The following is a 20,252-nucleotide window of genomic DNA, read 5'->3' as shown; positions in this document are numbered from 1 at the left end:
TGGAGGATGCAGATGGGACGCCCTGACTACGATGAAAGCCCCGACACGAGCGGAGGCAACGAGAGTTCTACTGAGACCAACATTGGGGTGCACTACAACAGCCCTCCCCCTGGCGACATCGAGTACCGCTAACGCCTCGTCGCGGGTCGCGATGCGTCGTTGACTCGAGCATTTGCGTTGCTGCATTCAAGTGGTGGCGGTCTACTGAGACCGCCACCACTCCGTCAAGGTTGGTCACTCTCGTCCTCTACGCGCTCGATCCGCACCTCCAGGGCAGGTGACATCTCCTGCAACAGCGCCGCCCACACCACCGTTTCGAGGTAATCGTCACGGTCGATCGGCTCCTCATGCCATCGGCTACCGCCATGCTCGCGAGTCCGGACGCGGTAGACGCCAGGCTCGACCAGTCGGCGCCCAAGTTCGATCGGTAGCTCCGTGTTCTCGCCCTCATCGTCGGTAAGCCCGACGACTGCGACGTCGCCGACGAGGCGGGCATCGCGTGCCTGTGGGACGTGGAACCGCCACAGGAACGTGGCGCGGCGGTTGAACGGCAGATCGCGAATGAGCCCTTCATCGTTGACGTACATGGTGACGCCGAGGTCGGGGATGTCGACGGCTTCGATCCAGCCGCCGACGGCCCGCTGGCAGTCCTCGAGCGAATCCAACATGCTCGTTCTGAGGGGTGCGGTGTTATCTGCCGGGATGATGATGCCCTGCACCATGGTGGTGTTCCTCCTTTGTGCGTGCGACCGGGAACCGGGATGGTTCTCGTGGAATCGCAGAACACAAACGAGGGACGTTCATCGCTCGAGGCGGGGGTGAGGCGGGGCGGCCGGCGAGCAAGCGTCCTAGTGGGCGTCGCTCGAGCCGGCCGCCCGGGTGGAGTGGAGCCGTCAGGTTCCCTGGGGCTTCGGCGGGGTGCGCGGGCTCTTCGGCGCCGGGGTGGCGTCGAAGATGGCGGCGATGGCGTCGCGTTTGCCTGCTGCTTCGCGTTCGATTTCGTCGCGCACATCTTTAGCGCGGCGTTGGATCGCCGGATCGGCTTTGGTTTTGTCGATCCAGGCTTCGATGGCGAGGCGGACTTCGTCGGTGACGGTCCGGTCGTTGAGCTGGGCGATGATGTCCAGCTGGGTGCGGGTGGACTCGTTGAGTCTGACCGCGAGGGGTTTAATCGCGCCGTAGCCGAGTCCGTTCGCGGACGCAGCCGAGGCGGGCGGGGTGTTGACGTTGGACTCGCTCATGAGGGCGGGTCACCTCCTTGACGGGTGCGGCCGAGAACTCGATTGGTTCTCTACGAGACCGCAGACCAGCAACGAGGTTGGAGCCGGTGCCAGGGTTGAACCGAAGCACCCGCTGGCTCTAGTGAACGACGAGGAGTGCGTGATGCCAACCGTCCGATCGGACGATCCCAGACAGAGATCTACTGGCAGATTCTTCGCTCGGCGCAAACGGCGAAGACTCGTCAGCAAGGGGCCTTAACCCGAGCTGGACGCGGTGGCGGATCGGCGGCGATCAAGAGTTCCCGTCGTCATGAGCGGTCGTATTGAGCTTCACGAGTTCCGCCTGGCGGCGAGCCTCACGTTCTTGCTGAGCAACGAAACGACGCTGACGGTCGGATCTCCTACGCGCGCGGCTGTCGATTACCCGCTCAGTCGCTTCAAGATACTCGTGCAGCGAGTTAGCAGCTTTCGCGAGTTCCGCGTCGGCACTCTTCTGATTGCTGGCCGCATCGGCAAGCTTCTTCAAGCTGGCCGCAACTTTCTCGATAGGTGCCTCCTGGACCATCGTTTCCGCCCACTGGTCCAGATCCAGGAGAGACTGACTCGTCCACGTGCGCGCATCGCCACTGCCTTCACAGATCGCGGTGACCATCAAGCGCCGCTGCATGGTCTCCTCGTAGTCATCTCTGAAGATTCCGAACCAGAAGAACATCGAGCGACCCGGGGCCAAGAACGGGATTCCGTCTCGGACAAGAGTCCGATCGATCGCGGCCTGCGCAACCTCGTCGTCCGCGACAGGTAGAGGCGACCACTCGAACCGAATGTTCCGCGCTGCGGTGAGACCCACGTTCTTCACTTCCAGCAGGATGGCGGCGCCGCCCTCGAACGAGAAGTCGACGATGACGTACGGTCGGGCCTGCTCGAGCTGCGACCCAACTGAGGACCGGTGTTGCCGAAGAGCGAGCCATGCCGCGACCACTGCGACGATCAGGGTTGCGAGTGCCCAGAGAGCCTGCCACTCGTCTGCCGTAGGCCAGCCGTCTACGCGCCACCACTCGTTCATGGTCGCGACTGTAATCGGAACCTACGACAGCCAGCCCGCTCGACGCCACCCACTGACGGAGTTCGGACAACAGGCCTCTCCCTGACGCGACACGCGCACCCATGTCGCCGCTCCATCAAGATCACGCGGTGGCGGCACGCTGCAGGACGGCAGTCAGATCGGCAATACTTCGAAGGATGGTGGTGCCGTACCGAGCCTCGATCTTCGCCTGCGTGTACCGGTGTGCCCACTGCTTCTCGGTGACGACCACGTCGCAGTACGCCGCTGCTACGGGAAGCCCAAGGATGTCGTTGAGGTCGTGAAGCTCCCACCTTTGCTCTGTCTGACGGAGCTTTGCTCCTCGCATCACGTTCGTGACATGCCGCGTCGGCAGATCGTCCATGAACTCGACCACTCCTGCAGGACCGAGGTCCTCCACGAAGCGGTCCCACGTGAGACCGATACTTTCGACCGCCTCGGTGACCGCGGGCCTGATATCACCGAGGTCGGATGCGCGCACGGCGAGATCGAGAATGGGTCCCGACAGCCCTCTTGCCCTGATCTCCGAGGCGATCTTGTTCTCGTGATCGATATATTGCTGATCGAGATGGCGGGTGTCCGCATCCACGCCCGCGAGGCGTGCCATCGCCGGACCGACCCGCAGCAGTTCCGCTTCAAGAAGCTTCGAGTAGCTCTCCTGGACCTTGGGGTAGTTCGAAGCGTCAATATTGTTCCCGGAGCTATGGAGCAGACTGATGTCGAGTTCGGGCAACACGACCTGACAGTTCGTTACGTGCTGGATCCCGGTTCCGAAAACTGCAGGATGGCGCGGCTCCTCGGGGCGACCGTAGCGAGCCTTGAGCGCGCGGTCCAGTTCGGCGGGCAGCACGTATCGTCCGGGCGCCATTGTGTGTCGATTTGAGAGTTCGATCATCACGTTGGCGACGTCGTTCCGGGACCGGTCATTGGAGCGCTTGCCGGTCTCGACATAGCGAATCATGTCGAGCGGAAATGATGCCGTGCCCGCCGCGACGGCAGTGCGGGCGGCGTCTAGCGCCTCTGTGTAGCGGTCACCTGCTGGATGGCCGGTGGCCGCACGGGCAAGGTCGATCCACTTGTTTTGGTCGAGATAGACGCGCAGCATGAGGTCATCATTGCGCCGCTCGGGTGCTCAGAGGGGCGCGAGGTGCTCTGTGGGTCTATGTCGGCTCGGTCGAACCGCCAAAATGTCGGGGGTCTGTCCTACCATCGGCACTCCAGCAATTACCTGAAGGAGGCCACGATGGCTGATTACGACGTGCAGTACGACAAGGACAAGGGCGACTGGAGCGCCAAACGAGAGGGTGCCTCGCAAGCGGCCGGCCGCTACGGCACGCAGGCTGAAGCGCACGACGCTGCGGTGGGGTTCGCAACCCGTAGCGGCGGCGGTGAGGTCCGCGACCACCGCAAGGACAACAACCAAATCCGAAACACGGACACTGTCGGCAAGAAGGATCCGTACCCGCCGAAGGGTTGAGTGCATGAGTCGAGTCCACCTTGAGCATCACGAGGTGGGCTCGACTCGTCCGGACATGGCTATCTCGATCGCCAGGAGAGTTACGGGAGGCGTCTCGCAACTCCGGGATTAATACGTGCTGCCCCTCCGCTGGGAGCTTGGTGCTGTACTTCGGTGGGCCATGCCCCTGCGCCGTTACCACCCTTGAGGTACACGCGTCCGTTCGCGCCGATGCTGGACACGACGGCCAGTTCGGGACGTGTTTCCGCAGTGCAGATCACTCGGTAGCTTCGGCTTACTTGGACGACGTCACCGCTCTTCAGCTTCAACTTCTCATGCGCAGTGATAGTGGCACGCGCGAGGTAGTGGCCGATCCAGGCAGAGATCTCAGCGCGACTCTCGTCACGCACACTGAAATTAGGACAGAGTTCGGTGAGGAACCGCATCTGTCGTTCTGTCGGTGCTGCCGCGGCATGATTGGTCCCCCGGATCCTCGGCTCGAGGAACGCCTCAAGTCGCGCCGTTGCCACGTTGAAAGGCAGGTCGGCATCGAGGGTGCATCCAACCAACGTGGCGAGCGCCAGCTGATGCGCAGCGGCAGGCGTAAGGCTGAGTCTGAGTAGGCGAACAGGTTCGCGCCAATCTGCGTGTGCCATGGGAGACATCGTCGACCACACCTCCGACATCGTCATCGGCTTTCCGCGCTCGTGTCCGGGACCCACGCGCGGGGCGAGGCTAGTCCTGGGCGAATCGAGGCGGAGGTACCGTTGCGCCGCGAGGGCAACTTGCTGGTGTCCACCCTCTTTGGCTGGAGCGCACCGCCGTCGGGATTCCCGCGACGAGAATTCATCGGAGGTGGCGCTACGGCGATGTGCGCTGCCTCTACGGCAACGATTCCGGCCGCCCCAGGCATAGAACGACGCCTCCGCGAAGAAGGCGGAGGCGTCGTGCTCGCAGTTGGGGGTCGGCGAGTAGTTAGCAGCGTACCAACGAGCCGTCAGGCGGTGGCGGCCTTATAGGCGTCGACGACAGTGGCCGGAATGCGGCCGCGGTCACTGACGGTGTGCCCGTTGGCGCGTGCCCATTCCCGGACAGCCGCGAGATCCAGGTCGCTCTTCGCCCGGGGCGCGCGGGCGGTGGACTGGCGGCCAGCGGAGCCGATCGAGCGGGCGGCGTCAACAAACTGCGCGAGAGCGCTGTAGAACTTGTCGGCGTTGGCGTCGGAGAGGTCGATCTCGTAGGAGCGGCCCTCAATCGAGAAGGTGACCTGTTTTCCTTCGCCTTCTTCGAGAACGGTGCCGTCGAGATCGTCGATGAGCTGGGCAATGTGTCGGGTGGCCATATGCCTACCGTACCTTTGATTCCATAACTGAGCTGGCGCTATCCCCGCATTTGGTCCTTGTGTATTGCGAGGAATGTTCGTCAAGCCTTTGCGGGACCGCACGGTGCGCGCGTTCGGAACGCTTCTTCCATTCCGGAATGCAAAGGAACCGGCCCGCCGCCTGACGAAGACGACGGGCCGAGCTGATCATGCGGCTGGGGCTCGGCTACGAGCCGGTCTTCGCCCGGCGGCGAGCGATCAGCACGACGACGATGCCACCGAGGAGCAGCATGCTCGCCCCGATCCCTGCCGGGGTCGTGGCCGTAGTGTCGAAGCCCGTCACGGCGAGGCCGTCGATCACGGTAAGGGCGGCGTAGACCGACCCGCTGGTCGTGCCGCGCACCTCGATCTTGTGGGCGCCGATCTCCGTCTCGGACGGGATAGTCACGGTCGCGGACACCGTTCCGTCGGCGCTGGCCGTGGTCGAGAGCAGCTTGACCGGTGTGGAGTGGAGCCAGATCTCGACCGGCTCATTGGCCGCGAAGCTACTGGCGCTCACCGTCAGCTGGGAGCCCCGGGTGACCGTGCCTGCGGACAGGGAGACCGAACTAGCAGACGCCGAAGCGGTCGGCGACGGAGAAGCGGTATCGGTCGGCTCCGGAGTGGGCGTTGACGTCGGCTCGGGGGTTGAAGTCGGAGTCGGGGTCGGTGTGGGGCTTGGGCTGGGGGTGTTGCAGTCCTCGGGGAGCGTGTAGACGTGCTCGTCGACGGGCGCGGTGAGTGTGGGGCGGTAGTGCTGGACGATGCTGAGCGTCGTCGCACCCTCGGTGGCGAGCGGGATGTCGAAGTGGACCTTCCCGCTTTCGCCGGCCGGGCGGTCGGTGTAGGTCGTGGTGCCGTCCGCGGACTCGGCCGTGACGGTGAAGTTCAGGGTCTCGCCTTCGCGGGTGGTGATGTCCACGGGGGCGGTGGCGGTGGAGTCCGTGCAGATCGGGTCACCGAACGTGGCGGTCGCCTCGACGGGCTGCGGGTTGCAGGAGGTGAGGTAGGAGAAGCTGCCGGAGGCGACGGTCGTGCCGTTGACGACGATCTCCACGGTGTGGGTGTTGTCGTCGTCGAGCCAGGGGCCTCCGAAGTCGAGCGGGAAGTAGTCGTCGTCGGATGCCGTCGGGCGGGTCTTGGTCTCGGTGCGGTAGGTCTGGCCATCGACGACCAGGCTGCCTTCGATCGAGTCGCCTACACCGAGCTTCGCGTAGCCGCTCGATTCGATGCGGAGGAAGTTGAAGTAGCAGCTCGCCCCGACGGCAGGGTCCGTGATGACGGGTGCTGCCTGAGCGGGCGTGGCACCCACGATCACGCCTACGAGGGCCAGGGCGGCGACGGAGAGTGTTGAGAGGAGCCGCGCGAGACGGCTTCTCCAGGCGGAGTGGTGACGAGTACGGGTCATGGCGGATCCCCCAGGATGTGCGGAATGGACGCCGGACACGGCTGGCCGGCGTGCGCCTGTCCAGGACGGCAGGCAGGGTACGTCCGGAGATTACCAATTTCTATTGGTTACCACCAACTCTTCTTGCTTTCAGGCTTGAGCGGTGAGCACCAATCCCGCAAGCACGCCCGAATGGGCGGAGTTCTCACGGGCGCTCGGGATGAACCTACGGCGGCGACGCGACGTGCTGGGGCTCACGCAGGAAGCCGTGGCGGAGCGGGCGGGGATCTCGCTGTACGCGTATCAGCAGTATGAGCGGGGCGCGGTGACGAAGGGTGGCGCAGCGACCAATCCCCGACTGGCTACTGTGCTTGCGATCTGCGGCGTGATCGACGTGATGATTGAAGAGATCTTGCCTCCGCCGCCGCGATTTGACTGGCGCTAACGCCGCCCGGTCGTTAGCCGCGCTTGAGCTGCTAGCTGTCGTCCCTTTTGCGAAGCAGGCGGGGGTCGCGTCGAATTTCGTCGAGATTCCGAAGCGACGATTTGCTTTGCAGTTCGATTAGCCATTCAGCCGGAGTTGTTTCGTAGTCGGCGTCGAGGCCGGCGGGGCCTTCGGAGAAGCCTGGAAGGGGTAGCAAGGTCTCGGTCGTGCGCAGTAGCTCGCCATCGTCGGTCACGACGGCAAGTTGGCGATCGGCTCGCGTGCGGAGCGCGCCACGCGATCCAGGCTTTTGTGTCCAGAGAAGCATCCTGCGGTGGGTGGCCGCTTCCAGATCGCCATCAGGTACTGCGACAGACGCAAAGTCGTGAAGCACGGACGTCTGTCGGTATAGGCGTCTCCAGATGTTCGCGATGCTGACGTTGCGCAGTGCATCGCACAACTCCCAGTAGCGGACCGCCCCATTGGCGGGAGGGACATCTTGAGTGATGGAGTCTGTCGCCTCGCGCTTGAAGTCGATCGACGGAAGCAGGATACGCAAGCGGACGTGTCGGTCGAAGCTCTGCCGCGATAGGCCCGTGAGTGGCATGAGCGTCGCTGCGCTGACAACGCGCGCGATCTCATCCCCGCTCGTGACCTCCACGTCGTCATGGTACGGAGGTCATCGCGGTTCGCTCAACGCAATGCTCATTTTCGGAAATGAGCATTGCGACACGCCGACATTATCCCGCTGTCGGCGCGCGCCACAGCTAGCCTGAACGCACTGAGAGTTCGCGACTTCAGGCACTAAAAGGGCTGATCAGGAACCGATTCTTGACGCCAGGAGAGGTCTGTGAGACCATGAGTGTAGTGCATCATGCTATAACTGAACCCCGAACGCTGACTGCAGTTGCGCCGACCGCGCCAACTCTCTCTTCGCTTGGGGGCACCGGGGGAAGTTTCGGCGGAGAGGTTCCGTGGTCTGATGGGGATGAGTCTTCGCGGAAAAAGTCAGGCGGAGTGATGATCGCTCCGTTCCGATACCTCGCGGCGTGCGACGTCCGCTACGTGCCGCTGAGCAGAGACGACATCTCAATCGAGCCCGCAGGTCGGCGGGGGGACAGGATGTCCTGGTCGTGCTCGTTAAGAGTTCGATTGGTTCGTCGTGGCGTGAGAAGAGGGTCCTTCAGTCGCTTGGGCTCCGAAAGAGGCGCCGGGCTGTTGTGGGCCCCCGCGAGGGATGGTTCGTCGGCCAGGTCCGGAAGGTGCAGCACTTGGTCAACGTCTACCCCGTTCTCGATGTTCAGCGGGCGGAACCAGAGGGTGACGTATTCATGAGCGGCGCCATTGAGAACGAGATGCGGAAGCGTGAGGCGGGCTCCAAAGTCCTCAAGGATGGCCAGTACTTCGAGTGGAGCAAGGGCGACAAGGGCACCTCGCTTCTGTGGTCGAGCGACAAAACTTTGCCCGAACTTATCACCGCAGCTGACTCTGTACTCGGTGCGGCGGACAGCCACCATCGCGGGCTCGTCGATTTTGACGACAAGCCGTCCTTGCCGGTGACTGCGGCGCGGGCCCGTGAACTCGCGCTTTCGAAGCCGCAAGCCGTGACGTTCCTCCGAATCGAGTATCAGTCCGGACTGGCGTTGGTGTGGACGCCATCCCCTGGAACGGAAGAGCTATCGCAGCTGAGTACTTTCTCCGAGGCTTCGGTCTTCTTTTCGCCCGATCAATCTGGAGTGGTAACTCGGGCTATCGGCGCAATGGCGACGAATTCAGTCGTCCAGATGGCTGATAAGATCGTGAAGTCCGTGGCGGGGTAGCTGCTGCGAGGTAGCTACCGGGGGGAAGTATGGCATCACGTCCGCGATTTACGCTTGAACTTGCGCTTCGGGGCACAACGGGAGTTGCTCTGTCGCACCTCTCTGACAACTCGGTCGCACATCAAGAACTGACTGTTCGGAACGAAACCAACCGCCCGTACCATGTGCAGGCCTGGTCTCGATCACAGGACTCGCGCGTATGGTATCCGCAAAGCGCGGAGCCGGAAGCCAAGACCGTCGCTCACCTGCAACCGAGTGGTGTGCACATTGGCATCGAGGAGATTCAGTATCAAGCGGGCGGGCATCCCACTCCACTCGTCGTGGAAATCGCGTTGAACATTGATTGGCGCTTTGGCGCGCGGGGGGCGTGGGATACGACACAGCTTGACTCTGCATACATCACCTGCCAACCGTGAACATAGATGTGGTCAAGGCTTTGCCTTTTCTCGCCGCAGCCTTGGCGCAGATACTGTCGGCTCTAGTGCGAAGGCTAAGCGGACACATAACCAGCGCTCATTTCGAGGCGGCTGAGGCTGCGGAGGCGGTGCCTCCTTTCGAGGCCCATATATCTCCACATCTACGGCCCAAACGCCTCGCCCGCGACTTGATACCCGACGGCTATAAAGCCGATGCAATCGCGCGTGTTAATTCGAAGAACGCAGAGGGAGCCAATGCCCTCACAGGGAGTATCACTCTCCTTTCGGCGGTCCTCGGGAGCGGTCTTGTTGTCGAATCCGTTTGGTACTCAATACTGGTATTTCTTTCCGTTGGAGTGGGGCTTGCTTTCGCGGTTGCATTGTGGACACGAAGTTCGTCCGATTACGTAGACTCGCGCTGGCTCGGCATCAGTCGTTCCGCGGTAATACTTGCCGGCCTCAACGTCTGTGCCGCGCTCGGTATCGTGTGCGTGGGCGCGCTCCTAGGCACCTCACCTGCGCCCGCGGTTCCTGGAGTCCCCTAACCAGGATCAGGGTCGGGTAGTGACGACAGGCGAAGCGGCTGCGAATCCGCGGCCGGCGCCAGTGCTTGCAATCTGCGAGGTGATCGAGATTCCTTCGACCAGATTTTGCCGTTCATCCCGAGCATCTCTGCGCGCTGATCGGGGCGCATGAGCGACCGTCGCCGCAATCTAGAAGTACGCCGCTGCTACTTCAACTTCGCCGTACACCCCGTCCGGGCCGTCAGGCGCACGCACCGTCCATACGGGCTTGGATTGATCAAGGTCGAAGACGATGGTTGAGTCGCCGGTGAAGTTCAACGTCGCGCCCCGATCGGTGCCATCGATGAGTGCCTCGATGTCGAGGGCGTACCTCGTCTCCCATTTGACGCACGCGAACTTCACAGGAAGCGGACTGAGGATGTCGTCGTACTTCGCGATACACACCCGATTGCCGCCACTGAGCGGGTCTTTCAGTGCAATTGCCCACGGGCGCGACTCGTGTACGGCGGCGTCGATCGAGAGTTGTCGGTCCACCGGGTAGTTCCGCCTCTGCACATTTTCAATGACGGGGCGGATCCGGTCATCGACGACGTAGGAGGCTTGCCCACGATCGGATAGAGCAGGATCAGGGCACGATACGTAGTGTTCGTCGATCTCGAAGCAGGGGTCGAAAACTGGTCCGAGGTTCACGGTGACGCAGAGCCGAGCGTCTCGACGAGGTGATGTGTTGGACTCCATGCACGTCAGGTCGGTGTAACGAGAGCCCCTTGCTTCAGGGAGCGTCGTGGGGAGAGTCGGTCTGTACACGACAACGTCCGTGCGGGTCAGGGGTGGGGGGCCTCCAAATGCTGCATTAGCAACGAGTCCTGCGATGACGAACGCCAACACCGCGAGTCCGACGACGGTGGACGTGATCACTCGTCGACGTGTCGATGCCCACGTTAGATGCGCGATCTTCTGCTTCCACGTGAGGGATTCCGGCTTGGAAGGCGATGACGGTGCGTCTCCTCTCCACGCCATGCGACGCTGACGAAGCTTCGCTGGACTGGACCTCAAGTCGTTGAATCTCTCGTCAAGTGCCTCAGCTAGAGCGGACGCAACTGCACGCGTGCGAGGGGTATGGCCGTCTTCTCCAGGCTGAAACGCCGTTCGCGGCTCCTTCAGTGGCTTAGCCGCCCACTGCTCCGACCAGCGCTCCAAGCAGAGCGCGGCAACGTGCCGGAAGGCGGACGTAGTCTTCTTCTCTAGTCCTTCGTCGACCTTCCGTGCGGACATCGATCCGGCACCGACTGCTCGGCCCCCGAGATCTTTTTGTGCCTGGTCCAGGTCATGCGCTGGCCGCATGCGGAGAAGCCAACCCGCCGCGAGGAGTTCGCCGCGGCCGGCGAGCGGCTCCGACAAGATCACTGTCAGCTCGCTTCGAAGGACGGACTCCGCATCGACGTCTTCTACGCCGACGCTTTGCAGCCAGCTTTCCGCAGCCCGCTTCACATTGCGCCCTTGCTGCAGGCGAAAGCTTGGGTACCTGGCAAGAAGGTCCTGCAGATCCTGGGCGACAAGGCCCGTCCTCATCACGCCAGCCGGTGGGATCTCAGCTTCCGAGCCGGCACGTGCGGCGCTATCGTCCGAATCGTTCGCGCCCACCATGGCGGCATTCTATGGGTCGCCAAACTGCTTGACAAAAGTCAAGCAATATGTTAACATGCTACTGGGTTGGCCCCCATTGAAGGAGGCCACCATGGCCCGCGACAACACAAACGACCAGAACGATCCAGGTGAGCTCGCGACGGAACACATGCGGTTCCTCTACTCACCTGGCTACAGCACCTACTTCCCTCTGCAAGCGAGCGACGCGATCCGCGGCTTCGACAACTTCGCGTACGGACGAGTGACAGAACTCGTCCAAGAAGGCGTCGTCCGCTGCTTCGCTGATCTCCTGCTCGCCTGGCTTATCTACGGCAATGCAGTGCTCGCGTGTCCCACCTACGACCTCTATCTGCTCACCGTCATCCGCGCAATCGGCCTGTGGGTCGGCGATGACAGAGCCGAAGAGCACGTGCAGATCGAATTTCTCCCGCGCAGGGAACCGACCGACGACCAGCGCGCACGCTGGTCCGTCAACGGCATCTACATGATGGGCACCCTTGTAAGGGAAGGGTCGGAGGCAGACCTCTTCGCTCATCCCGCCTTCGACCGTTCCAACTACGAACACGCGAAGGCTACAAGAGCCTTGCCGGGATGGAAGGAAGAAAGCTTCCTCTGAAACCTGGCGCTAACAAGCATCAACACACACCAGTCAGCTGGGCCAACTCACGCCTGCTCGCACCCCCGCGAGCAGGCGTTTTTCCTTTCCCTCGAAAGAAAAAAATCCTCGCGGTTGCCGAGGGAATGAGGACAGGGAACGTGGGCGATGTCCGCTTCCGCCGTCCCTCACTGGAGCCCTGGTGAACCACAACGAACTGATCGCAAATCTCATCTCCGCCATTCGGGCGCTAACCGCCGCCGTCGAAGCCCTAAACGGGGACAGCGAAGCCGAAACGCCGAACGCTGACGTCCTGCAGGACGCGAACGAACATTTCGACGAACTCGAGGTGCTCATGCGCCTCATTGCCAAGCTTCTCTAGGTCGACCGGTCTAGAGAGTACCGCGGCCGGAGGCCGCCTCTAAGGAAGGAAGAACTGAGAATGATCGGTACCAAGAACGAGCTCGCGCAACTGGGTGCAGCCTTCACCTCCACTGGGCTTGCTCAGATGAGCGCTGGCATGCAGCGGCAGACGAGCCGCGAGGCGGAGCGTGTTCAGGCGCAGGCGATCGTGGCGGAGGTGAAGGAGCAGGGGCGTGCGTTCCTGACAAACTCCGTGCTGCAGAACGTCGGTGCTCTCACGGCACTGGAGCAACACCTCATCCAGGTCGCCCCGCTCGGCGAGGCCCGCTACAAGCACGTCGTCGACGCCTTCACTATTGGCGCCGCGCAGGCGATCTCCCGGCTGTGATGACGTGCCCGTGGTCGAAGTGCTCAGCATCCTCGGTGTCTATGCCGTCATCTTCGCGGTCTACGTCGCGGTGGTCCTCGTGATCGCCTTCGGCCGGCAGCCGCTGGAGCAGTGGATCGGCCGACGCCGGGACCGTAAGCGTGCCCGTATCGAGGCGGAGCTCGACCGCACGCAGGCCGAGCTCCGCCAGACGATCCTCCAGCTCGCTTCCGCTTTGAACGGCAACGCGCTGGAGGCCCGCAAGGCCCTGATCCGCGAGTCGTACCTGGCCCGCGGCGAGGTACCGAAGGAGTAGGTCCCCGAACCGACCGGGGCGGGTTATCCGCTACCGCAGGACGGTGCTACACGGCCCGCCCCGGTCCTCCTCTCTACAGCCGCTGGCCGAGTTCGTGCCGGTGGCCGTCGTCATCTGTGGAGGCGTGGTTGTGGTTTTCGCAACACGCTCACGCTTATCCACACCCCCACCTCTGTGGGCCGCGACCACGGCATCGGCGGGTGCGCGATCGGACGGTTGCTGAAGCCCGGCTGAGAGCGCATAACCAGGGGGCAGCCCCCGCACGGCCCCGATAGTCGCCGTCATTCCCAGCGGGTAACAACCGCTGCGGGAAGGAGCACATTCTCATGCACACCACCAACACCAACGCCGAGCCGTTGAAGAACGTCGGCATCTCCGACGGGACGCCTCCGGACGACTCGGCGCGCTACACGACGATCCTCGTCGACCCGCCCTGGCCGACCGGTCAGCAAGGGAAGTACGGCGCAGCCTCCAAGTACGCCCTCATGACCCTCGAGCGCATCAAAGCGATGCCGATCGGCGCCCTAGCTGCCGACAACGCCCACCTCTACCTCTGGTGCTACCCGGCTACGCGTTACGTCGCCGAGGACGTGATGCGGGAGTGGGGGTTCGAGTTCAAGGACGAGTTCGTCTGGGGCAAAGACCAGATGGGCCTCGGCCAGTACTTCCGCCACGCCCACGAAACGCTGCTGCTCGGCGTGAAGGGCAAGCTGCCGGTGAAGTTCCGCGGCCAGCGATCGTTCACGATGCTGCCCCGCCAGGACCACTCCCATAAGCCGGAGGAGGTCCACGTCATGATTCAGCGACTGAGCCCTGGCCCCTACCTGGAACTCTTCGCCCGTCGCCCCGCCCACGGGTTTCACGTCTGGGGCAATCAGGTCGACTCCGACATCACCATCCCTGGCTACCCCGTGCCCAGCGACATCAAGACCAAGACCAACACCAACACCAACACCAACACCACGAAGGTCGCCGTCACCGAGGAGGCAGCCGATGCCTAGCCGCCTGCGCCAACTCGACCTTCTTCTCCGCCTTCTGAATGGAGCCCCTCATGTCCTCCTCCGACCGCGGCCCACTCGAGGCCGCCAAGGCTTTCGCCTGGACCGTCTTCTTCATCGCCCTGCTGCTGTGGGCGGCGGTCTGGCTGATCCAGCAGATCTGGGTCTGGCTGCTCGTCCTCCTCGCCGTCGTCCTGCTGGTGGGCGGGGTGGTGTGGTGGCTGCGAGCACGCCGCGACCGCTGGTGACGCACTCGATCGTGAAGGGGGCCCGCTTATGAGCCGGTCATCGTCACCGAAGCGGGGACGGGGACGTCCGCGCCGCGAGTACCGCATCCGTGTCCGCGGGGAACGACGTGAGCACCCGGACTACGACAAGCTCGCCCGCGCCCTCCTCGAGCACGCCGCCATGGAAGAAGCCAAGCGCCGCGTCGACAACAACGACGGCACCACCACGACGAACACGGAGATCGACGGCGTCAGCGTCCCGTCGACGGACGACGAGAACGACGGGGACGCCGATGACTGACACCTGGCGTCAACTGCACTGGCGGCGTCCCTTCGAAACGGCCACCGCCCTCGGGTTCCTCGAGACCCTGGCCGCCGACGAGTCCCGCGGCCCGGTCGTCTTCGAAGCCCGCGCCGAAGGCGGCACCATCCGTCACCTCATGGGTGGGCACCGCACCACGCTCTCGGGGATCAGCAGCAGCCTCAAGCGGCTCCTGCCCGGCGTCGCCGTCACCGACCTCGACGCCGACCGTGTGCCGGTGGAGCGGTCGGGGCGAGTGCGGATTCGGCAGCGCAACCTCGGCCTCAGCCTCGACACCACCGGCGCTGCCCTCCGCGCCCTCTACGCCGCTCTCTCCGGGGCGGTCGGGAAGGGCGACGTGCTGGTGCTGCAGGTCATCCTCGGCGCCAGCGTCCCACCCGCTGCACTGCCAGCCTCCACCCCGGATCCGAACCTCAGCCTCTTCGACCTCATCACCAAAGGCAGCCGCCCCGCACCCCTGGAAATCCGGGCAGATCTGCGGGACAAGCTCGCCCAGTACCGATTCCGCGCCACCATCCGCATCGGCGTCACCGCGCCCAGCCCCGTCCGTCGCCGTCTCCTCGTCCACGCCGTCCTCGCGGCCCTCCGTCAGCTGCAGACCGGCTCAACCCGCATCGATCTCGTCTCCGACCGCCCAGAGCTGGTCGATGAGGCGGTGATCCCGGCGAAGAAGCCGCTGCGCCTGACCGCCGCCGAAGCCCTCTGCCTCCTCGGCTGGCCCACGGGCGAGACGGTACTTCCCGGGATGCCACCTATCTACCCACGCCTGATCGCTCCACCTGCTGGCTACACGCCGAGCAAGGAGCGTGTGTTCGCCACCACCAGCGCCCCCGGCCCGAGCCTGCCGGTCGGGATCTCGATGAAGGACGCCGTCCGCCACACCCACGTCATGGGACCCAACGGCGTCGGCAAAAGCACCGTGCTGCTCAACCTCATCGCCGCCGACATCGCCGCAGGCCGCAGCGTCGTCGTCATCGACGCCAAACGCGACCTCGCCATGGACGTCCTGACCGTCATCCCCGAGCACCGCGCCGAGGACGTTGTTGTCCTTGACCCGATTACCCCGGACCCGGTCGGTCTGAACCCGTTCGCCGGGGCGAGCGAACAGGCACCGCTGGTCGCCGACCGGCTCCTCGCCGTCTTCCGGAGCCTGTTCCCGTCAGCGTTCGGCCCACGCACCAGCGACGCCGTCCACGCCTCCCTTCTCACCCTGGCCGGGAAGAAAGGATCGACCCTCGCTGACCTCCCGCGGCTGCTGACAGACGACCGCTACCGGCGCAGCTTCACGAAAGACGTCACCGACCCGTCGCTCGCCGAGTTCTGGGCGCAGTACGACGCCGCGACCCCCGGCGCCCGCTCCGCCATGATCGGCCCCGTCCTCACCCGACTGCGCCAGTTCCTCTTGCGTCCCTCGATCCGGGCGGTACTGGACCAAGCTGCACCGCGCTTCGACCTCCGCGATCTCTTCGATAAGCCCCGCATCCTCGTCGCCCCTCTCAACCGCGGCCTGCTCGGTCCCGTCGCGGCCGAGCTGGTCGGGTCGCTGCTCGTATCCCAGCTGTGGCAGCTGACGCTCGCCCGGGCGGACGTGCCGAAGGCAGAGCGCCGTCCGGTGTCGATCTACCTCGACGAGGCGCAGATGTTCGTGCGTCACGAGTCCGACCTCGGCGAAGCCCTCGAACAGTCACGGTCCATGAACGTCGCCTGGCACCTCGCCCACCAACACCGCGCCCAGATGCCCACGAGCCTGCTCGCCGGGATCGCGGCCAACGCCCGCAACAAGATTCAGTTCCAAGCCGACCCCGTCGATGCCGCCGCCGTCACCCGGCACTCCGCCCTCACCCCGGAGGACGTGATGAAGCTGCCACCCTTCCACGTCTACGTCGACCTCATGGCGGGCGGGGTGCAATCCGGCTGGTTCTCCGCCGCCACCCTGCCGCCACCGGCCGCCATCTCCGACCCCGACGCTGTCCTCGCTGAAAGCCGTGCCCGCTACGGAGCCATCACGCTCACGGGCGAGCAGACCACACGGGCCGCTGACGGGGAGGGTGACGCCGACAGGGTGATGCTTGAACGACAGCAGGGTGAAGAGGGTGACGCCGCGACCGATGAGCCCATCGGGCGACGCCGAAAGGCCCGCCCATGACTGCCGAACTTCGCTCCATGAGAAGAGGGAACGGATGTCCGGTCGGTCGTCCATTCGACCGTCCGATCGCTGACGCTTCCACTCCGCGTTTCCCGCGTGATTCTGCGGCTCCTGGCCTCAGTTGGGAGCGGACTACTCCGCCCCTGGCGGAGTCCCAGACCGCCCACCAACCCGCAGGACCGTCACGTAGACGGGCTAGCCATGGAGGGAGGCACTCATGACGATGCGCCTGCCTCGCACTGGTGCGGGACCGTCGAAGCTGCTCCTGCTGCGCTCGGAACTCTCGCCCCGCGACGACGACATCCTGACCTTCCTCAATCGACACCGCTACGCCACTACTACTCAGCTGAGGGATGTCTTCTTCGCCGAGCACGCCACCCCCACCGCCGGTACCCGGGCCTGCATCCGCGTCCTCCACCGGCTCCTCCACAACCGGCTTGTTGCTCGCCTGGAGCGCCGCGTCGGTGGCACCAGCCGAGGATCCGCCGCCAGCATCTGGTATCTCGACGCTCCCGGCGAACGCCTCACCCGACCAGAAGGCGCCCGCAGACGCCGCTTCGCCGCCGTCTCCACCCCGTTCCTGACCCACACGCTCGCCGTCACCGAAGCCCACGTCGCCCTCATCCGCCAGGCCCGCACCGGCGCCGTCACCATCGAACGCATCGACGTCGAACCCGACTCCTGGCGACCGTTCCTGACGCGAGCAGGCACTTCGACCATCCTCAAGCCCGACCTCTACGCCCATCTCGCCACCCCGGAGTACGACGACCACTGGTACCTCGAAGTCGACCTCGGCACCGAGAGCATCCCCGTCCTGCTCGCCAAGAGCCGCACCTACGCCGCGTATAGGGCCACCGGCCGCGCCCAAGCCGAACACAAGGTCTTTCCCCGCGTGTTGTGGCTCCTGCCCGCACAGGCCCGCGTGGACCGCCTCCACGCCGCCATCCAGACTGCCCCGGAGCTCGACGGTCGGCTGTTCGTCTGTGCGACGACGGGGCAGCTCTCGGAGGTGCTCGAGGACCCCGATGCCTTCGCTACGCAGCCGACCGATCCCGAAGGAAGGAGGAAGCCGTGAGCCCCGAGCTCCCATCCCCAGCTGACCGTGAACCATCCGACTCGGGCGAGAAGGCGCCGTTCGGGCCGGAGGCGGCCGCGTCCGTCGAGCGCTCGCTCGCCAGTCTCCGTGACCCCGACGACGCCCTGAGGATCCTCCAAGGCGTTAAGGAGAGTGGCTCGGCCTTCGCCGCGTACCTGCTACTCCCGGACACCAACGTCGCGGCTCCGGACATCCTGGAGCGCTTCTACGACAGCTACGCCGACGCCTGGGAAACCTTCGCCGAGTTCCGACGCGACGTCCTCGACGGCCTCGGCTGGCTGGAGGCGCTGGAGAAGGTCCTGAGTGAGCAGGGCATCCCCGACGATCACCTCACCTGGAACCACGCCGCCGTCGACAAGAACATCCTCGACACCTACGACGTCGTCCACCTCGACGGCTGGTGGCACGTCTTCAACAAGTAGCGGAAGCAAGTTTTCCCCAGGTCAGTGGGGACAATTCCACAACACCAAGCATCTCGACTTAAGAGGTGAAGTGAGCGTAAATCAAGGAGCCAAGTCCGCCCGAACGATGGGCAGAAAGGAGCAACTATGACCATCACCAACACAACGAGTTCCACGTTCGAGGACAACTCGTGGCCAGCGCCACCTCCTGCGGCCGTCGGTTCGATCAACACGATCGCCGGGCTCGAACACCTCGCACTCGACACGGCTGCGCAGCCCCGAGCTTCCAAGCAGGGCACTGCCGTGCTCTACCTCCGCGTGTCCACGGTCCGGCAGCTCAACACGGGTGCCGACGTCGACGCGGACGGCAACAGCATCGCCACTCAGCGGCAATGGGCGAGGGACGCAGCCTGCGAACTCGGAGCCACGGTCGTGGAGGAGTTCGTCGACCCAGGTCACTCGGCGCAGTCGATCGAGAAGCGCCCGGAGTTCAAGCGCATGATGCGTTACATCGACGAGCACCCCGACGTGCGGTATGTGGTGATCTACATGCGCTCTCGCGTCTTCCGCAACCACCTCGATGCCGCCGTCACCAAGATCCGACTGAGGGAAAAGAACGTCACACTCGTCTCCGCGAAAGAGAAGTTTGGCGACGACTACATGGGCGACGCCATGGAAGCCATCACCGACATCATGAACGAGGTACAAGTCCGCCAGTCTGGTGAAGACATCAAGGTCAAGATGGCCCATAAGGTCCAACGAGGCGGCAGCGTCGGGCGGGCGAAGCTCGGCTACCTCAACGTCCGCAAGGAGTTCGACGGCCGCCTAGTCAACACCATCGACCTCGACCCTGACCGCTACCCAATTCTGCAGTGGGCGTTTGCGCAGTACGCGACCGACCAGTACTCCATCTGGCAGTTGTGCGGCCTCCTCGAGGAGCAGGGACTGACCACCCGCCCATCATCGAAGCGACCCGCCCGACCGCTTTCACCCAGCGCTCTCGCGAAGATCCTCCGCGACCCGTACTACGCAGGCACCATCCGGTACAAGGGTGCACTCTACGCGGGACGCCACCAGGCAATCATCGACAAGACGACGTTTCTTACGGTCCAGAAGATCCTCGACCGACGCAACCGCAAGGGCGACCGAGACATCACCCACTTCCACTACCTGAAAGGTCTCCTTGCGTGCGGACAGTGCGAATCCGAAGGCCGCACCAGCCGGCTCGTCTACAGCCAGAACGTCGGCAACGGTGGCACGTACGAGTACTACCTCTGCGCAGCCAAACAACGCGGAAACTGCACCATCGGCACCATGAGACTGGACGACATCGAAACGGCCGTCGCCCGCGCCGTCGCCGCCGAACGCTTCCACACCGAATCCGTTGACACGATCCGACGCGAGGTCACTCGCGCCATGGAGACGTTGCAGGCCGCCGACCGCGAACTCAAAGACAGCCTGCGAAAGCAACTGACCACCCTCGAAACGCAAGAAGACCGACTCATCGACCTCGCAGCAGACGGCACCATGCCCAGCGACAAGCTCCGCGGCAGACTCAACGACATCACCCTCCAGAAAGCCTCGATCAAGGAGCGTCTCGTGAAAACGGAGACGCACCTTCGATCAGGCGCCGAACGAGTACTCGCCTACGTCGACCTCCTCGAGAACCCCGGAGACCTGTACGTCAGCCTCGCAGGCAACACACGACGTGACCTCCTGGCCGCGTTCTTCCAGCGCCTCATCGTGTACGTCGAAGACGACGGTCTCCACATTCGCCCCATCCGCACCGACGTCAACGAAGCTCTCCACGACTGGCAGACGAACACCCACGCCGCAAACGAAAGAGCCTCCCGCGTTTCCGCGGAAGGCTCTCCGTTTTCGACCACCCAAAGGGACTCTTCGTCCAATGGTTTGAGTAACAGTCAATTGGTCGGGATGACAGGATTTGAACCTGCGACCCCTTGACCCCCAGTCAAGTGCGCTACCAAGCTGCGCCACATCCCGTCGCCCGCGAGCGGGCAACTCGATTATCTTACCCGCTCCACGCACGTCCCGCGAACCGGCGCCGTCCCGGGCGTGTGCCGGG

The 20,252-nt window shown here is 64.0% G+C and carries 23 protein-coding genes, 1 tRNA gene and 1 pseudogene; 16 read left to right on the top strand and 9 right to left on the bottom strand.

The features are described 5' to 3' along the window. Nucleotides 1-224 precede the first annotated feature (224 nt). From AVW09_RS04545 to AVW09_RS04530, 4 genes are all read right to left on the bottom strand, one after another. A complete protein-coding gene (locus tag AVW09_RS04545; RefSeq protein WP_063256888.1) occupies nucleotides 225-722 on the bottom strand; it encodes a DUF3846 domain-containing protein in 498 nt (165 codons plus the stop codon). Nucleotides 723-893: 171 nt separating this feature from the next. Beyond that, the gene (locus tag AVW09_RS04540) at nucleotides 894-1,241 is read right to left on the bottom strand and encodes a hypothetical protein (protein ID WP_063256887.1); all 348 of its coding nucleotides are present in this window, start codon (nucleotides 1,239-1,241) and stop codon (nucleotides 894-896) included. A 271-nt stretch (nucleotides 1,242-1,512) separates the two neighbouring features. After that, the gene (locus tag AVW09_RS04535) at nucleotides 1,513-2,283 is read right to left on the bottom strand and encodes a hypothetical protein (protein WP_063256886.1); all 771 of its coding nucleotides are present in this window, start codon (nucleotides 2,281-2,283) and stop codon (nucleotides 1,513-1,515) included. A gap of 121 nt (nucleotides 2,284-2,404) precedes the next feature. Beyond that, entirely contained in the window at nucleotides 2,405-3,406 is a 1,002-nt protein-coding gene (locus AVW09_RS04530) for a hypothetical protein (RefSeq protein WP_063256885.1), read from the bottom strand. A gap of 138 nt (nucleotides 3,407-3,544) precedes the next feature. Here AVW09_RS04530 and AVW09_RS04525 point away from each other — a divergent pair, with 138 nt between their 5' ends. Continuing rightward, on the top strand, nucleotides 3,545-3,778 hold the full coding sequence (locus AVW09_RS04525) for a DUF2188 domain-containing protein (protein ID WP_063256884.1): 234 nt from the start codon (nucleotides 3,545-3,547) through the stop codon (nucleotides 3,776-3,778). Nucleotides 3,779-4,754: 976 nt separating this feature from the next. Here the strand turns inward: AVW09_RS04525 and AVW09_RS04520 are convergent. Then, nucleotides 4,755-5,099 (bottom strand): histone-like nucleoid-structuring protein Lsr2, encoded by a 345-nt coding sequence (locus AVW09_RS04520; RefSeq protein ID WP_063256883.1) that lies wholly within the window; start codon nucleotides 5,097-5,099, stop codon nucleotides 4,755-4,757. 205 nt (nucleotides 5,100-5,304) lie between these two features. After that, on the bottom strand, nucleotides 5,305-6,525 hold the full coding sequence (locus AVW09_RS17565; protein WP_156495968.1) for a hypothetical protein: 1,221 nt from the start codon (nucleotides 6,523-6,525) through the stop codon (nucleotides 5,305-5,307). A 142-nt stretch (nucleotides 6,526-6,667) separates the two neighbouring features. Here AVW09_RS17565 and AVW09_RS04510 point away from each other — a divergent pair, with 142 nt between their 5' ends. Continuing rightward, a complete protein-coding gene (locus tag AVW09_RS04510; protein WP_156495967.1) occupies nucleotides 6,668-6,949 on the top strand; it encodes a helix-turn-helix domain-containing protein in 282 nt (93 codons plus the stop codon). Between the two features lie 31 nt (nucleotides 6,950-6,980). On the opposite strand, the gene AVW09_RS04505 is transcribed toward AVW09_RS04510, so the two are convergent. Next, nucleotides 6,981-7,589, bottom strand: coding sequence for a hypothetical protein (locus AVW09_RS04505; protein ID WP_063256880.1), 609 nt, complete (start codon nucleotides 7,587-7,589; stop codon nucleotides 6,981-6,983). Nucleotides 7,590-7,977: 388 nt separating this feature from the next. Between AVW09_RS04505 and AVW09_RS18425 the strand changes: the two are divergent. The 3 genes and pseudogenes from AVW09_RS18425 to AVW09_RS17560 form a co-directional block, all read left to right on the top strand. After that, nucleotides 7,978-8,193: pseudogene (locus tag AVW09_RS18425) on the top strand (uL30 family ribosomal protein); the annotation flags it as partial. Between the two features lie 6 nt (nucleotides 8,194-8,199). Further along, nucleotides 8,200-8,748 (top strand): hypothetical protein, encoded by a 549-nt coding sequence (locus AVW09_RS04500; RefSeq protein WP_231901770.1) that lies wholly within the window; start codon nucleotides 8,200-8,202, stop codon nucleotides 8,746-8,748. Nucleotides 8,749-9,160: 412 nt separating this feature from the next. After that, complete coding sequence (locus AVW09_RS17560; RefSeq protein WP_156495966.1) at nucleotides 9,161-9,709, top strand: hypothetical protein; 549 nt, start codon at nucleotides 9,161-9,163, stop codon at nucleotides 9,707-9,709. A gap of 168 nt (nucleotides 9,710-9,877) precedes the next feature. On the opposite strand, the gene AVW09_RS17555 is transcribed toward AVW09_RS17560, so the two are convergent. Further along, a complete protein-coding gene (locus AVW09_RS17555; RefSeq protein WP_156495965.1) occupies nucleotides 9,878-11,335 on the bottom strand; it encodes a hypothetical protein in 1,458 nt (485 codons plus the stop codon). A 91-nt stretch (nucleotides 11,336-11,426) separates the two neighbouring features. Between AVW09_RS17555 and AVW09_RS04490 the strand changes: the two genes are divergently transcribed. The 11 genes from AVW09_RS04490 to AVW09_RS17150 all read left to right on the top strand — a co-directional run bounded on the left by AVW09_RS04490 (nucleotide 11,427) and on the right by AVW09_RS17150 (nucleotide 20,131). After that, a complete protein-coding gene (locus AVW09_RS04490) occupies nucleotides 11,427-11,951 on the top strand; it encodes a hypothetical protein (RefSeq protein WP_063256877.1) in 525 nt (174 codons plus the stop codon). 181 nt (nucleotides 11,952-12,132) lie between these two features. Further along, entirely contained in the window at nucleotides 12,133-12,312 is a 180-nt protein-coding gene (locus tag AVW09_RS04485; protein WP_063256876.1) for a hypothetical protein, read from the top strand. Nucleotides 12,313-12,372: 60 nt separating this feature from the next. Beyond that, the gene (locus AVW09_RS04480) at nucleotides 12,373-12,681 is read left to right on the top strand and encodes a hypothetical protein (protein WP_063256875.1); all 309 of its coding nucleotides are present in this window, start codon (nucleotides 12,373-12,375) and stop codon (nucleotides 12,679-12,681) included. Between the two features lie 10 nt (nucleotides 12,682-12,691). After that, the gene (locus AVW09_RS04475; RefSeq protein ID WP_156495964.1) at nucleotides 12,692-12,976 is read left to right on the top strand and encodes a hypothetical protein; all 285 of its coding nucleotides are present in this window, start codon (nucleotides 12,692-12,694) and stop codon (nucleotides 12,974-12,976) included. Nucleotides 12,977-13,302: 326 nt separating this feature from the next. Next, complete coding sequence (locus tag AVW09_RS04470) at nucleotides 13,303-13,977, top strand: MT-A70 family methyltransferase (RefSeq protein ID WP_082822810.1); 675 nt, start codon at nucleotides 13,303-13,305, stop codon at nucleotides 13,975-13,977. 50 nt (nucleotides 13,978-14,027) lie between these two features. Beyond that, nucleotides 14,028-14,222: a hypothetical protein gene (locus tag AVW09_RS04465; protein ID WP_063256873.1), complete on the top strand. Its 195-nt coding sequence runs from the start codon at nucleotides 14,028-14,030 to the stop codon at nucleotides 14,220-14,222. 28 nt (nucleotides 14,223-14,250) lie between these two features. Continuing rightward, complete coding sequence (locus AVW09_RS04460) at nucleotides 14,251-14,502, top strand: hypothetical protein (RefSeq protein WP_063256872.1); 252 nt, start codon at nucleotides 14,251-14,253, stop codon at nucleotides 14,500-14,502. Next, entirely contained in the window at nucleotides 14,495-16,669 is a 2,175-nt protein-coding gene (locus AVW09_RS04455; protein WP_063256871.1) for a type IV secretory system conjugative DNA transfer family protein, read from the top strand. Before AVW09_RS04460 ends, AVW09_RS04455 begins: the two co-directional genes overlap by 8 nt. A gap of 217 nt (nucleotides 16,670-16,886) precedes the next feature. Next, on the top strand, nucleotides 16,887-17,744 hold the full coding sequence (locus tag AVW09_RS04450; RefSeq protein ID WP_063256870.1) for a replication-relaxation family protein: 858 nt from the start codon (nucleotides 16,887-16,889) through the stop codon (nucleotides 17,742-17,744). After that, nucleotides 17,741-18,187 carry a hypothetical protein gene (locus AVW09_RS04445; RefSeq protein ID WP_063256869.1) on the top strand — a complete coding sequence of 149 codons (447 nt, stop codon included), beginning with the start codon at nucleotides 17,741-17,743 and terminating at the stop codon, nucleotides 18,185-18,187. The genes AVW09_RS04450 and AVW09_RS04445 overlap by 4 nt, the downstream gene beginning before the upstream one ends. 126 nt (nucleotides 18,188-18,313) lie before the next feature. Next, nucleotides 18,314-20,131: a recombinase family protein gene (locus AVW09_RS17150; protein ID WP_082822809.1), complete on the top strand. Its 1,818-nt coding sequence runs from the start codon at nucleotides 18,314-18,316 to the stop codon at nucleotides 20,129-20,131. On the opposite strand, the gene AVW09_RS04435 is transcribed toward AVW09_RS17150, so the two are convergent. Beyond that, nucleotides 20,094-20,170 (bottom strand) — tRNA-Pro (locus tag AVW09_RS04435). The genes AVW09_RS17150 and AVW09_RS04435 overlap by 38 nt on opposite strands. Nucleotides 20,171-20,252 lie beyond the last annotated feature (82 nt).

Origin of the sequence: Microbacterium sp. T32 (genome assembly GCF_001619615.1) — a bacterium.
Classification (GTDB): Bacteria; Actinomycetota; Actinomycetes; order Actinomycetales; family Microbacteriaceae; genus Microbacterium.
Note: the sequence above shows the minus strand (reverse complement) of the source record. Positions and strands in the feature narration are given on the sequence as shown.